Below are 14,319 nucleotides of genomic sequence, written 5' to 3'. Positions count from 1 at the left end.
GTCCCGTCCGGGCGGGGCATTCAAACGCCAGCATCAAACGCTCAACATACGGCCGAGTATGGTAAGGTTACCGGGTCGATGTCAACCGCCCATGCTGCGCTGCATACTGTTCCAGCCAGGGGCGTATGGTTACACTGTCATCCATGAGCCAGCCCGCCCCGACCAAGCAAGAACGCAACGGCCGCCTCAGCGCCGACGACTGGGCGCAGGCCGCCCTGGACCTGATCGCCGAACAGGGCGTGGCCGCGGTGGCGGTCGAACCGCTCGCGCGGCGCCTGGGCGTCACCAAAGGCAGCTTCTACTGGCACTTCCCTTCGCGCGACGCCTTGCTGGTGGCGGCGCTGGAGCGCTGGGAAAAAGTCGAGCAGGAAACCGTGTTCGGCCAGCTCGAGCCGATTCCGGATCCACGCCAGCGCCTGCGCTCGCTGTTCCACCTCGTCGCCCACGAGGTCAAGTCGCACGTCATTTATTCCGAGCTGCTCAAGGCCCTGGACCATCCGGCGGTGCAGCCGGTGATCGGACGCGTGTCCGAGCGCCGCCTGGACTACCTGACCGCGTCGTTCCGCCAGGCCGGCTTGAGCCGCACCGACGCGCAGCACCGCGCGCGCCTGCTGTACGCCGCCTATGTCGGCTTCCTGCAGCTGAATCTGCAGTTGCACCAGACGCGCATGCAGCACGATGAGTTCGAGGCCTATGTCGAGCACATGATGGCCACGCTCATCCCGTCATCCTGATTCCCTTGAACGTTGTCCCCCGGCTGGAGGCTTTGCCGTGAACGCTATTTCCAAAGACGTACCCCCTTCCAAAGCGCCGGGGAGCGCTGGCAGCAGTTTGGCCGCATTGAACGACTGGGTCGCCCAGGTCGCCGCGCTGACCCGCCCGGACCGCATTCACTGGTGCGACGGCAGCGACGCCGAGAACCAGGCCCTGATCGAGCAGATGCTCGCCGACGGCACCCTGGAGGCGCTGAACGAGCAGACCCACCCGGGCAGCTATCTGCACCGTTCGCACCCGGACGACGTGGCGCGCGTGGAGCACCTGACTTTCGTCTGCACCACCCAGCGCGAGGACGCCGGCCCGAACAACCATTGGATGGCGCCGCACGAGGCGCATGCCAAGATGGACGCGCTGTTCGACGGCTGCATGCGCGGCCGCACCTTGTACGTGATCCCTTATTGCATGGGCCCGATCGATTCGCCGCTGTCGCGTTGCGGCGTGGAGATCACCGACAGCCCGTACGTGGTCGCCAACATGCGCATCATGACGCGCATGGGCGCAGCGGCTCTGGCGCGGATCGAGCGCGAAGGCACTGAGAGAGCCGCTCGCGGCGAACGGAGCGACACGTTTGTGCGCGGCCTGCATTCGATCGGCGAGCTCGATCCGGAACGCCGTTTCATCGTCCATTTCCCCGAAGAACTCAGCATCCAGTCCTTCGGTTCGGGCTACGGCGGCAACGCCCTGCTCGGCAAGAAGTGCCACGCCCTGCGCATCGCCTCGCACCAGGCGCGCAGCGAAGGCTGGCTGGCCGAGCACATGCTGATCCTGGGCATCGAGAACCCGCAGGGCGAGACCCATTACGTCGCCGCGGCGTTCCCCTCGGCCTGCGGCAAGACCAATCTGGCCATGCTGATTCCGCCGCAGGGCTACCGCGATGCCGGCTGGAAGGTGTGGACGGTCGGCGACGACATCTGCTGGATGCGCCCGGGCGCCGACGGCCGCCTGTACGCGATCAACCCCGAGGCCGGTTTCTTCGGTGTGGCCCCGGGCACCTCGACCAAGTCGAACCCGAACGCGCTGGCGACGATCCAGAAGAACACCATCTTCACCAACGTCGGCGTGACCGCCGACGGCCAGCCGTGGTGGGAAGGCCTGGACAACGGCCAGACCCCGGTCACCGACTGGCGCGGCAACGCTTACGACGCCGCCAAGGGCCCGGCCGCGCACCCGAACTCGCGCTTCACCGTGTCGGCCCGGCAGTGCCCGAGCTATTCGCCCAAGGCCGAGGACGCGCAGGGCGTGCCGATCTCGGCCATCGTCTTCGGCGGCCGCCGCGCTTCGCTGGTGCCGCTGGTGTTCGAGGCGCGCGACTGGACCCACGGCGTGCTGGTCGGCGCGGCCATGGGCTCGGAAACCACCGCCGCCGCCACCGGCGCGGTCGGCGTGATGCGCCGCGATCCGATGGCGATGAAGCCGTTCTGCGGCTACAACTTCGCCGACTATTTCAGCCATTGGCTGTCGTTCGACGGCGCCGACGCCAAGCTGCCCAAGATCTTCCACGTCAACTGGTTCCGCAAGGGCGACGACGGCAAGTTCCTGTGGCCGGGCTTCGGCGACAACCTGCGTGTGCTGGAGTGGATGATCGGCCGGGTCGAGGGCCAGGCCGGCGCGGTGGAGACGCCGATCGGCTACCTGCCGGCGGCCGAAGACCTCAATCTCGACGGCGTGACTTTGTCGGACGAGGCCCGCGCCAAGCTGTTCGGCTTCGACCATGCCGGCTGGAGCGCCGAGTTCGACAGCATCGGCGGCTACCTGGACGAATACGGTCCGCGCATGCCGCAGGCGTTGAAGGACGAACAGCAGCGCATCGCCGCCGCCCTGGCCCGCTGAGACCTCCATGTCCGCACATCCCGCCGCGCTCGCGGCCAGTCGTGAACTCCTTATCGACGGCCGCCCGCTGCGGGTGTACGACGGCCACTTGGACAACGTGGGCGAATACGTGCGCGGGCTGGCCCGCGCACCGTTCACCCGCACCGAAGTCGCGCGCCCGGAAACCAACGACTACAAGCATTGGGCCACCGAACTCAAGCTCGAGGCGCTGGTGCAGCAGCCGATCTTCGAGCTGACCCGGCGCGCGGTGCTGGGCTTCACCGGTGCCGGCTACGGTTACCGGCCCTACCGCGCCTACACCAATGTCGCCAGCTTCGGCGACATGCTGTTCACCCACACCGACTGCCTGCCCGAGCAGCAGGACCTGACCGCGCTGTGGTACCTGTGCGAGCAGTGGGACGTGGAGTGGGGCGGCGAAACCATGTTCTACGACGCCCAGGACGAAGTGGCCTGCGCGGTGCGCCCGCGTCCGGGCCGCTTGGTGGTGTTCGACGGCGCGATCAAGCATGCCGGACGCCCGCCGAACCGGATCTGCTACGCGCCGCGTTACACCTTCGCGATCAAGTTCGAACGCGTGGCGATGGGCGCTGCGGCCGGAACCTCCGCCGCATGAGCCAGGCCCAGGTGCAGAAGCTCTGGCGACAGGGCGAGGACTACGCGCGGCAGGGCCAGGCCAACGCCGCGCTCAACGCCTACGAAGGCCTGCTGGCCATCGACCCCGACCACGTGCAGGCGCTGCTGCGCGCCTCGCGCCTGGCGCTGATGCTGGGCCGCTACCGCGTGGGCCAGGACTACGCCCTGCGCGCGCTGGCGCGGCGTCCGAGTTCGGACGAGGCGGTGCTGACCCTGGCGCGCGCGCTGCGCATGTTCAACGAGCCCGGCGCCTTACTGGAATGCGTGGAGCATTCGCGCTGGCGCGAGCGGCGCTCGGTGGAATGGCTGACCGAACTGGCCACCCTGGTCAGCACCGTCGGCGACAACGCGCTGGCGCTGCAGATCCTGGACGTGGCCGCGATCCGCGACCCCAAGCACGCGCCGATGCGCTACTTCCGCGGCGTGGTGCAGATGTTCTTCGGCGACATGGACGCGGCCGAGCGCGAGCTGGAAGCGGCGATCGCGCGCCAGCCCAACATCGCGCAGGCGCATTGGGTGCTGTCGCGCCTGCGTAAGCAGACCGCCGAGTCCAATCATGTCGAGCGCATGCGCGCGCAGGTCGGCCGGGTCACGCCCGGCAGCGAGAACGAGGCCTATCTGGCTTTCGCCCTGCACAACGAACTGCACGACCTGGGCCGCTACGACGAGTCCTGGCAGGCGCTGGAACGCGGCTGCTGGATCAAGCGCCAGCTGAGCCCGCACGACCGCCTGGACGCGCGGCGCATGTACGAGGGCCTGATGCGGCTGTGCGACGCCGACTTCGTGCGCCCGGTGGAGCAGCCGCCGGCGCCCTACGTGCCGGTGTTCATCGTCGGCATGCACCGCTCCGGCAGCACCCTGCTGGAACAGCTGCTGGGCGGCCATCCGATGGTGTCCGACGGCGGCGAGACCTACGCCTTCACCACCCAGATGCGCTACGGCGCCGACTACCGCAACAAGGGCGTGCTCGACGCCGAACTGGTGCGGCGCGCGGCCGGGGTGGACTACGCCCAGGTCGGCCAGCGCTTCCTGGAGCGCAGCGCCTGGCGCGCGCAGGGCAAGCCCTACCTGACCGAAAAGCTGCCGACCAACTTCCTCAACGTCGGCTTCATCGGCAAGTCGCTGCCGCAGGCGCGGGTGCTGCACATGGTGCGCGACCCGGTCGATACCTGCTTCTCCAACCTGCGCACCATGTTCTCCGACGTCAGCACCTTCTCCTACGACCAGCACGAACTGGTGGAGTGGTACGGCCAGTACCAGCGGCTGATGGCGCACTGGCGCCAGGTCATGCCCGACCGGGTCATGGACGTGCATTACGACGCCCTGGTCGCCGATCCCGAGGGGGTGATGCGGCAGGTGCTGGCGTTCCTGGGCCTGCCCTGGGACGCCGGCGCGACCACCCTGGACCGGGCCGGCGCGGTGGCCACCGCCTCCAGCCCGCAGATGCGCGGCGGCATCATCAAGAACCGGGCTTCGGCCTGGTCGCCCTACGAAGACCGCTTGCAGGCGCTGATCCAGGGCCTGGGCGAGTACCGCTAAGCCTCTCAAAGCCCGGTTCCGGCACGGCAGGGCGTCAGGGGAGGCTTAAACCCTTTCCGGCCAGGCCGCATCGGAATCACTATGCTGACCGCCGTGACCGACATTCCGACCGACGAAGCGCCCAGTGCCGACGACCGCGACCTGGTCGGGGCGGCGGCGCGCGGCGAGATGGCGGCCTTCGAGACCCTGTACCGGCGCCATGCCGGCCGCGTCCACGGCGTGATCGCGCGCCTGGTCGGCCATCACGGCGCCCGCGCCGAGGACCTCACCCAGGAGGCCTTCGTGCGCGCCTGGCAGGCCCTGCCGGCGTTCCGCTTCGAGTCCGCCTTCGGCACCTGGCTGCACCGTCTGGCGGTGAATACCGCGCTGATGGAACTGCGCAGCCGCCGCGGCAAGCCGCAGTTGGACGACGACGAGGACGCGCTGGAGTACGTGGGCAGCGCCGATTCGGCCGGGCACACCACGGCCCTGTCGATGGACCTGGAACGCGCCGTGGCCAGCCTGCCGCCGCGCGCCCGCGCGGTGCTGGTGCTGTACGACGTGGAAGGCTGGAAGCACGAGGAGATCGCCGTCGAGCTGGGCATGGCGGTCGGCAGCAGCAAGGCCCAATTGCACCGCGCACGCAACCTGCTGCGCGAACGCCTGGGAGGACAGGCATGAACACCGAACATCGAGACCCCGACCCGAACGCGCCCGACGGCGCCCCGGGCAGCGAACTGCCCGACGCGCTGCGTTGGCAGCTGCGCGCGCTGCGCCGCGACGAACCGCCGCAGAACGACCTGTGGCCCGGTATCGCCGCCCGCCTGGCGCAGCCGGCGGCCGCGCCGGTGCGCGCGCCGCGGCCGCGGTGGCTGGCGCCGTTCGCGGTCGCCGCCACCCTGGCCATCGCCGTGGGCGTGACCGGGCTGTGGCGGCCGGCGGCCAACGACGCGCCGGTGCCGGCCGAATCGCTGGTCCAGCGCGAAGCCGCGGGCATGACCCTGCAGTACCAGGCGGCCATGCGCGAGATGCAGGGTGCGGCGCCGGCGCAGTCCACGGCCGCGTTGCAGCCGACCTTCGACGAGCTGGACCGCAACGCCGCGCTGATCCTGGACGCGTTGTCGCACGACCCCGATTCGCGGCTGCTGCTGCAACAGCTGCGACGCACCTACGCACGACGCCTGGCGCTGACTCAGCGCGCGGCCTACACCTGATACCCGGAGGACGACCATGACCCGCGAATTCCACACCGTTAGCAAGTCCGGACTCGCCCTGGCCCTGGCGTGCCTGGTCGCCGCCCCGGCGTTCGCCGCCACCCCGATCAACCAGAGCCGGCCGCTGGATCCGCGCGGACGGGTCGAGATCGAAAACGTCAAAGGCCGCATCGAGGTGCGCGCCTGGGACCGCCCCGAGGTCAAGATCGAGGGCAGCCTGGGCAACGGCGTCGAGAAGCTGGAGGTCGAAGGCGACCGCGAGCGCCTGACGATCCGGGTCAAGTACCCCAACCGCAGCAGCGGCATGGGCTTCCTGGTCGGCGGCGACAAGAGCGAGCCCACCGACCTGAAGGTGACCCTGCCGCTGCGCGCCGACCTGGAGATCGACGCGGTCTCGGCCGACGTGGACGTGACCGGCGTGGCCTCCAACGAGCTGTCCATCGACAGCGTCAGCGGCGACGTGAACGTGGCCGCGGCCCCGCGCGAGGCCAACATCGACAGCGTCAGCGGCGATCTGACCCTGACCCTCAACAGCGCCAAGGTCAGCGCCGAGACCGTCAGCGGCGACCTGCTGCTGCGCGGCCGCCTGGACGGCGAGATCGACGTGGAGACGGTGTCCGGCCAGGTCGATGTGCAGGTGCGCGAATCGGCGCTGCGCCGCTTCAACGGCACCTCGGTGTCCGGCGACCTGCGCCTGGCCACCGCCCTGGCCAGCGGCGCCGAGGTCGACCTGGAAACCGTCAGCGGCGACGTGCGCCTGCACCTGCCGCGCAACCTGTCGGCCGAAGTGCACGGGCAGAGCTTCAGCGGCGACCTGGCTGCGCCGGGCGCGCAGATCGACCGGCCCAAGCACGGCCCGGGCTCCAGCTTCGAGCACCGCTACGGCAGCGGCAACGGCCGCATCCGCCTGGAGACCTTCTCCGGCGATGCGACGCTGCAGTTGGATTGAGGGTGGTTGCGGGGAGGCGCGAGCACCCGACCGTCGTTCCCGCGGAAGCGGGAACCCGGGCCTGCACCGGGACATGGTTCTGAAGTCACGGGATCCCCGCCTTCGCGGGGATGACGAGCAAGAGCCGAGTCGGCGTCCTTGCCGTCGTTCCCGCGAACGCGGGAACCCAGGGCTTCATCCAGGTAGGGTCCTGAAATCTCCGCCTTCCGCTGTCGCGGGAATGACGATCGGAGCCGGATCGGGCGGGTCGGGCGCCGCCGCTCAGGCGGCGTCTTTCATCGAGAACCAGCAATTGAAGGCGATGGTGATGCGCTCGTCGCGGCCGTAGAACGGCAGCACTTCGTGCGGCAGCCAGGACGGGAACAGGATCAGCTGCCCCGGCGAGAAGCGGATGTTCCAGGTGCCGTGGTGGAACGGCGACTGCATGCGCTGGTTGCCTGCGTCGACGAACTGGTTGCTGTAGTAATGCGGGTTGTGGAACCGCAGCACGCCCGATTCGGGCCGGTCTTCCGGCGTTTCGCCCGGGTCCACGCAGTACACGCCCGACCATGAGGCCATGGGGTGGGTGTGGGTGATGGTGAAGCCGCCCTGGCGGGTGATGTGGTACCAGGTGTGGGAGAAGATCTGCAGCCGCGCCATGTCCGCCGCGCTGTAGCCGTTGAGCTCCTGGATGGTGCGGCCCAGGGTGTTCCAGCAGAACTGGCGCAGCAACTGCACGCAGTTCTCCGGCCAGGAGAACAGCACGAACTCGCTCTCGAACACGCCCTGCTGCAAGGTCAGCGACGGATTGGGGTTGGCGTAGCGTGCCCCTTCGGCCTCGCGCGCCAGCAGCAGCGCCTTGAGCTGGGCGTTGATGGCCTGGTGATTGGGCAGGAAGTCCTGGGCGAACGGGACCGAGAAGGCGGGGTAGAGCTCGAAGGGCATGGGCGGTTCCGGGTTGCGCGTCGCGGGCCTCGGCCGGGCGCGGCCGCGTGGCGAGTGTAGCGCGGCGCCCGCCGCCTGCCAGCGCCCGCGGCGCGCAAAAAAACTACGGCCCCTCGCGGGGCCGTAGCGGGTGCTGCCGTTTTCCAACTATCAGAACTTCTGCGCGTAGCGGAAGTACACGAAGCGGCCCGGAACTTCGTACTGCGGGTCGAACGAGTTGGCGAACGTGGTGACCGACACCGGCGGGTTCTTGTCGAAGATGTTGTTCACGCCGATGGTGATCTTGGCGTTCCACGGCGCGTTCCAGTAGAAGCTGGCGTCGTGGTACGTGGTCGCGCCGATGTGGCGCTCGGCCGCATTGCGCTGGGTGAAGCTGTCGCCGCCACCCGGGCCGTCCCACACACCGTTGTTGTTGCTGTCGGTCGGGACTGCGACGATGCGGTCGGCGTCGGTGCACAGGAACGCGTAGCCGTAGTCTTCCAGGGCCTGGCAGTTCTCGGTCTGCGACGAGTAGTAACGGATGTTCCAGGTCGCGCCGATGTCGCCCTTCTCCCAGCGCGTGGCCAGGTTGGAGCGGACACGCCAGGCGTTCAGCTGGTTCGGGCCGTCGTATTCGCCTACCTGGTTGCCGCCTTCGTTGAAGTTCAGCGGCTGGCCGATGGTCGGAGCGATCAGCTCGTCCTCGCCGTAACGGCCGTCGCCGTCCAGGTCGTCCTTCTGGCTGGCCAGGTAAGTCGTATCCCAGGTGAAGCTGAAGCGGCCCCACGAGGTTTCCGGCAGACGGTAGTTGACGGTCAGGTCGTAGCCTTCGACCTCGGTACCACCGATGTTCGTGGTGGTGTTCAGCAGGGTCTGGATGTTGCCGTCGGCACGACGGGTGTACAGGGCGCAGGTCGGGCCCGTGCCGCCGCTATCCAAGCACTGCTGGATGATGCCGGCGCCGCCGATCGTGGTGATGGCGTCCTCGATCTTGATGTTCCACCAGTCCAGGGCGATGTCCAGACCCTCGACCCAGTTCGGGCTGTAGACCAGACCGATGGTGGTGGTCTCGGCCTTTTCCGGCTTCAGGTTCGGGTTGCCGCCGACGGTGATGCGGATCTGCTGGTTGTCCTGCTGGTAGCCGCCGTTGGGCACGCCTTCGGCGATGCATCGGGCCTGACCGGCCGGATTCTGGTTACCGAAGTTGGCGTTGTTGCAGGGATCGCTCAGGGTCGGGAACGAGTCGGCCTGGCCGGCGAACAGCTCGGAGATCGACGGAGCGCGGAAGCCCTCGGACCAGTTGCCGCGGATCATCAGGTCGTCGATCGGCTTCCAGCGGAAACCGAACTTGCTGTTCAGCGTGTCGCCGAAGTTGCTGTAGTCGGAGTAGCGCGTGGCGACCGAGAAGTCGAGCAGCTTGGCGAACGGCACGTCGGCCAGCACCGGGATCGCCAGTTCGAGGTAGGCCTCGTCCAGCGAGTAGGAGCCGTTGGTGGCGGTACGGCTGTTGCCGGTGGTGTTGCCCGAGTTGATCAGCGCGTCCGGCGAGTCGTAGCCGGATTCGGTGCGGTGCTCGAGGCCGAACGAGAAGCCCAGCGGGCCGCCCGGCAGGCTGAACAGGTCGCCGCTGATGTTGGCGTAGTAGCTCTGCTGGGTGTAGTTGTACTCGTCGTGGGCGGTGAACGAGACGAAGTTCATCATCTCCGGCGTGATGCTGCCGACGCCGCCGAGCAGGTTCAGCGGCACGCAGCCGTTGATGACCGCGGTCGGGGTGCCGCAACGGGCCACGCCCTGGGCGTCGCGGAACGACGGGCCCAGCGCCTGCTGCAGGGCGATCATGTTGAACAGGCCGAAGGTGGTGTTATTGGCCTTGTTCTCGCCGCGGAAGTAGCCGGCTTCCCAGTCGTAGTACTTCTCGCCCCAGTTCAGCGTGCCTTCCAGACCGGCGGTCAGGGCGAAGGTGCGCACGTCCTGGTTGAACGAACGGCCGCCGGACTCGGTGATGCGGCGGTTGATGCGCGAGATGTCCTGGCCGAACGGGTTGTAGATGCTGTTGCGGCTGATGAAGATCTGCTGACCCTGCGGCGTGGCGCCCGGGGCGGTACCCAGCACCACCGGCATCGAGGCGAGCAGCTGCTCGGACTCGCGCTGGTTGTAGGTGACGGTGGTCTTGAAGCGCAGGTTGTCGGTGATGTCCAGGGTGCCGGACGCGAACACCGAACGGCGTTCCTGCGGGGTCAGCAGGTAGTTCTCGGGGGCGAAGTTGTAGACGTCGCCCGGAGCCACGTACGGACGCGGAGCGCTGTTGCCGCCGGCGTCGTAGGTGAAGGTGCCGGGACCGCCGTTGAAGTTGGTCTGCGCGCCGGTGCAGGCGCCGTTGACGTAGCCACCCGGGCACAGGGCGAAGCGGCCGCCCGGGCTGGTGCCCGAACCGAACGCGTTGCCGGTCCAGATGATCGGCTCCTTGGAGATCTTGCGGTCGCCGGCCATGACCGGCTCTTCCTTGACGTAGCCGAAGCCCAGCATGGCGCTGAAGCGGTCGGACGTGGCGCCGATGGTGAAGTCGTAGGCCTGACGGAAGCCGTCGCCCTTGTCGAACGAACCGACATAGGCATTGGCTTCGGCGCCTTCGAAGTTCTGGCGCAGGATCACGTTGACCACGCCGGCGATGGCGTCGGAGCCGTAGATGGTGGAGGCGCCGTCCTTCAGGACTTCGATGCGCTCGACCGCGGCGGTCGGGATGGTGTTCAGGTCGACCGCGCCGCCCAGGCCGGTACCGCCGACCCAGCGGCGGCCGTTGACCAGCACCAGGGTACGGTTGGAACCGAGGTTACGCAGGCTGACGCGGGTTTCGCCGTTGCCGCCGTTGTTGAAGCTGCTGTTGAGCGTCGAGCCGTTGGCCGTGATGTTCTGGATCACGTCGCCGACCGAGGTCAGGCCCTGTGCGGTGATGTCCTCGCGGCTCAGCGAGAAGATCGGCTGCGAGGTTTCGATGTCGGCGCGCTTGATGCGCGAGCCCGTCACCTCGATGCGATCGAGGGTGGTGGCTTCCTTTTCCGTTTCCTGGGCAAAGGCGACACCGGTGCCTGCCGCGGCGGTTGCGCCCACGGCGAGCGCGAAGGTGATCGCGTCGCGGAGCTGGGTGGTCTTCAAGGTCATCTCTCTCTCCAAGTCAGTCTTGGGTATCCCATGGGAGCCTGCCGGGTGGCGCAAAGTGAACGGCCGAAATCGGCAAGGCTGGGCCGATACTAGCCCCCCCCGACAACTAATTAAAGTGTCGTTAACTGACTGCGGGCCATCTCACGAGAATTTGAGACACCCCGGAAAAAGCTACGGCCCCAAAAGGGGCCGTAGCGATTACTGCCTTGGAAAAACCGTGTCCGATCAGAACTTCTGCGAGTAGCGGAAGTAGATGAAGCGGCCCGGCAGTTCGTACTGCGGGTCGAAGCTGTTGGCGAACGTCGACGCGGAACGCGGCGGATCCTTGTCGAAGACGTTGTTCAGGCCGACGGTGATGCGGGCGTTCCACGGCGCATTGAAGAACACGCTGGCGTCGTGGTACGTGGTCGCGCCGATGTGGTTCTGCGGGCGCGCGCGCGGGCCGTCCGGAGCCGTACCCGGGTCGTTGCCGTCCAGGTTGGTGAAGCGGGTCGGATCCGAGCACAGGTTGACCCACTGCGACGCGGCGATCGTGGCGCAGGACTCTTCCTGGCCCGAGTAGTAACGGACGAACCAGCTCGCGCCGAAGTCGCCCTTCTCCCAATGCGCCGAGAGGTTGGAGCGGATGCGCCAGTTGTTCGAACGCGCCGAACCGCCCTGGTATTCGCCGGCCAGGTTGCCGCCTTCGCCGGTCACCGGATCTTCGGAGACGATGCCGTCGCCGTTGACGTCGGTGGTCGACTTGACCAGGTAGGTCGTATCCCACACGAAGCGGAACTTGCCCCACGCGCTTTCCGGCAGGCGGTAGCCCACGGTCAGGTCGTAGCCTTCGTTGAAGATCGTACCGATGTTGGACGGGGTCGCCTGCAGGCCGGAGATCTGGCCGTCAGCCGCGCGGGTGATCAGCGCGCAAGCGCTGGCCGTGCCGTTGCGGTAGCAGTTGTCCAGGATCGCCTGCGCGGTCTGGGTGAAGATCGCGTTTTCGATCTCGACTTCCCACCAGTCCAGCGAGATGTCCAGGCCCTCGGCCCAGCTCGGGCTGTACACGAAGCCCAGGGTCTTGGAGGTGGAGTTCTCCGCGCCCAGGTTCGGGTTGCCGCCGGTGGTCGTGCGGATCTGGGTGTTGACCTGGTTGTAGCCCGGGATGCCGGCGCAAGCGGCCGGACGGTTGCCGTTCGGCACGCCCTGCAGCGAGCCGTTGCAGGGGTCGGTGATGTTCTGGAAGGTGTCCGACTGACCGGTGAACAGCTCGGCCACGGACGGAGCGCGGAAGCCCTCCGACCAGTTGCCGCGGATCATCAGGTCGTCGATTGGCTTCCAGCGGAAACCGAACTTGCTGTTCAGCGTGTCGCCGAAGTTGCTGTAGTCCGAGTAACGGGTGGCGATCGAGAAGTCGAGCAGCTTGGCGAACGGCACGTCGGCCAGGACCGGCACGGCCAGTTCCAGGTAAGCCTCGTCCAGCGAGTAGCCGCCCGAGGTCGCCTTGCGGGCGTTGCCGGTGGTGTCGCCGGTGTTGACGATCGCGTCGGGCTGGTCGAAGCCGGACTCGGTGCGGTGTTCCAGGCCGAACGAGTAGGCCAGCGCGCCGCCCGGCAGGTCGAACAGGTCGCCACCGACGTTGGCGTAGTAGGTCTTCTGCTTGTAGCCGCGGGTGTCGTGCGCGACGAAGCCCGAGTACGCCGCCATTTCCGGGGTGAAGCCGCCGCCGCCGCTGAGCAGGTTCAGCGGCACGCAGCCGGCAATGACCGCGGTCGGGGTACCGCAGCGGGCCACGCCCTGGGCGTCGCGGAACGACGGGCCCAGCGCATTGCGCAGCGCGCTGATGTTGTACAGGCCGAAGGTGGTGTCGTAGCGCTTGTTCTCGCCGAAGAAGTAACCGGCTTCCCAGTCCCAGGTGCGCTCGCCGACGTTGAAGTTGCCTTCCAGGCCGCCGTTGAACACGAAGGTGTTCACTTCCTGGTTGAAGCTACGGCCGCCCAGTTCGGTCGGACGGTACTGGATGCCGGTGACGGCCTGACCGTACGGGTTGTAGATGCTCTGCGCCGAGATCGAGATGTTGGCGCCGTTGGTGCCCGGAGCCGCGGTGCCCAGGGTGATCGGGCTGGCGGCCAGCAGCTGCTCCGACAGACGCTCGTTGTACGTGATGTACGTCTTGAAGCGCAGGTTGTCGGTGATATCCAGGGTGCCGGACGCGAACAGCGAGCGGCGCTCCTGCGGGGTCAGCAGGTAGTTGTCCGGCGCGAAGTTGTAGGCGTCGGTCGGGGTGAACGGACGGAACGCGCCCGGGTTGGCGCCGGTCGGGGTCGGGATGAAGGTGCCCGTGGTGCCGTCCGGACGGCGGCCGCCGGCCAGCGAGAACTGACCCTGCGGCGTGGTGCCCGACGCGCCGAAGCCGGCGGTGGCGCCGAAGTTCGGCACGGCCGAGATCGCGCGGTCGCCGGCGCGGACCGGCTCTTCCTTCACGTAGCCGATGCCCAGCATCGCGCTCCAGCGGTCCGAAGCGGTACCGATGGTGAAGTCGTAGGCCTGACGCTCGCCGTCGCCCTTGTCGAACGCGCCGATGTAGGCATTGGCTTCGGCGCCTTCGAAGTTCTGGCGCAGGATCACGTTGACCACGCCGGCGATGGCGTCGGAGCCGTAGATCGTCGAGGCGCCGTCCTTCAGGACTTCGATGCGCTCGACCGCGGCGGTCGGGATGGTGCTCAGGTCGACCGCGCCGCCCAGGCCGTTACCGCCGACCCAGCGGCGGCCGTTGACCAGCACCAGGGTACGGTTGGAACCCATGTTGCGCAGGTTGACGCGGGTTTCGCCGTTGCCGCCGTTGTTGAAGGTGCTGTTGAGCGTCGAGCCGTTCGAGGTGATGTTCTGGATCACGTCGCCGACCGAGGTCAGGCCCTGGGCGGTGATGTCTTCGCGGCTGAGCGAGAAGATCGGCTGCGAGGTTTCGATGTCGGCGCGCTTGATGCGCGAGCCGGTCACTTCGATGCGGTCCAGGGTGGTGGCGTCTTTGCTCTCTTCCTGAGCGAAGGCCACACCCGTGCCGGCAGCGGCAGTGGCGCCCACGGCGATCGCGAAAGTGATCGCGTCGCGGAGCTGGGTGGTCTTGAAGGTCATCTCTCTCTCCAGAAAATCGGAATGGTGGTACCCATGGGACCAAGCTGGTGGAGTCAAATCAGACGCCAATTCCTGCAAGGTGCGCAGGATGCTAGCCGTATGGTTCCGATAATTAAAGTGTCGTTAAACGTCGTCTTTTGACAAAACCTTCACGCCGTTCAGCTGGCGTTTCGAGTGCTAGCTCTAACGGACACTTTTTCTGAAGCGAATGCTTATTTCCGG

At 67.5% G+C, this 14,319-nt stretch carries 10 protein-coding genes; 7 read left to right on the top strand and 3 right to left on the bottom strand.

Features of this window, described 5'->3' with window-relative positions:
• Positions 1–125: 125 nt before the first annotated feature.
• The 7 genes from DX914_RS10380 (at position 126) to DX914_RS10350 (ending at position 6,921) form a co-directional block, all read left to right on the top strand.
• Entirely contained in the window at positions 126–734 is a 609-nt protein-coding gene (locus tag DX914_RS10380) for a TetR/AcrR family transcriptional regulator (protein ID WP_115858898.1), read from the top strand.
• 106 nt (positions 735–840) lie between these two features.
• Positions 841–2,607 (top strand): phosphoenolpyruvate carboxykinase (GTP), encoded by a 1,767-nt coding sequence (locus tag DX914_RS10375; protein ID WP_231118192.1) that lies wholly within the window; start codon positions 841–843, stop codon positions 2,605–2,607.
• A 7-nt stretch (positions 2,608–2,614) separates the two neighbouring features.
• Positions 2,615–3,220, top strand: coding sequence for a 2OG-Fe(II) oxygenase (locus tag DX914_RS10370; protein ID WP_115858897.1), 606 nt, complete (start codon positions 2,615–2,617; stop codon positions 3,218–3,220).
• Positions 3,217–4,779 (top strand): tetratricopeptide repeat-containing sulfotransferase family protein, encoded by a 1,563-nt coding sequence (locus DX914_RS10365; RefSeq protein WP_115858896.1) that lies wholly within the window; start codon positions 3,217–3,219, stop codon positions 4,777–4,779. The genes DX914_RS10370 and DX914_RS10365 overlap by 4 nt, the downstream gene beginning before the upstream one ends.
• Before the next feature lie 81 nt (positions 4,780–4,860).
• A complete protein-coding gene (locus DX914_RS10360; RefSeq protein ID WP_115858895.1) occupies positions 4,861–5,439 on the top strand; it encodes an RNA polymerase sigma factor in 579 nt (192 codons plus the stop codon).
• Entirely contained in the window at positions 5,436–5,972 is a 537-nt protein-coding gene (locus tag DX914_RS10355) for a hypothetical protein (RefSeq protein WP_115858894.1), read from the top strand. The genes DX914_RS10360 and DX914_RS10355 overlap by 4 nt, the downstream gene beginning before the upstream one ends.
• Positions 5,973–5,988: 16 nt before the next feature.
• Positions 5,989–6,921 (top strand): DUF4097 family beta strand repeat-containing protein, encoded by a 933-nt coding sequence (locus tag DX914_RS10350; protein WP_115858893.1) that lies wholly within the window; start codon positions 5,989–5,991, stop codon positions 6,919–6,921.
• 261 nt (positions 6,922–7,182) lie between these two features.
• Here DX914_RS10350 and DX914_RS10345 read toward each other — a convergent pair whose 3' ends face one another.
• The 3 genes from DX914_RS10345 to DX914_RS10335 form a co-directional block, all read right to left on the bottom strand.
• Complete coding sequence (locus tag DX914_RS10345) at positions 7,183–7,845, bottom strand: putative 2OG-Fe(II) oxygenase (RefSeq protein WP_115858892.1); 663 nt, start codon at positions 7,843–7,845, stop codon at positions 7,183–7,185.
• Between the two features lie 150 nt (positions 7,846–7,995).
• Positions 7,996–10,983: a TonB-dependent receptor domain-containing protein gene (locus tag DX914_RS10340; protein ID WP_115858891.1), complete on the bottom strand. Its 2,988-nt coding sequence runs from the start codon at positions 10,981–10,983 to the stop codon at positions 7,996–7,998.
• Positions 10,984–11,208: 225 nt separating this feature from the next.
• Positions 11,209–14,097, bottom strand: coding sequence for a TonB-dependent receptor domain-containing protein (locus tag DX914_RS10335; RefSeq protein WP_115858890.1), 2,889 nt, complete (start codon positions 14,095–14,097; stop codon positions 11,209–11,211).
• Positions 14,098–14,319 lie beyond the last annotated feature (222 nt).

The organism is Lysobacter silvisoli, assembly GCF_003382365.1.
GTDB classification, from domain to species: Bacteria; Pseudomonadota; Gammaproteobacteria; order Xanthomonadales; family Xanthomonadaceae; genus Lysobacter; species Lysobacter silvisoli.
The sequence above is the reverse complement of the archived record's forward strand: the minus strand, read 5'-3'. Positions and strand labels throughout refer to the sequence as shown.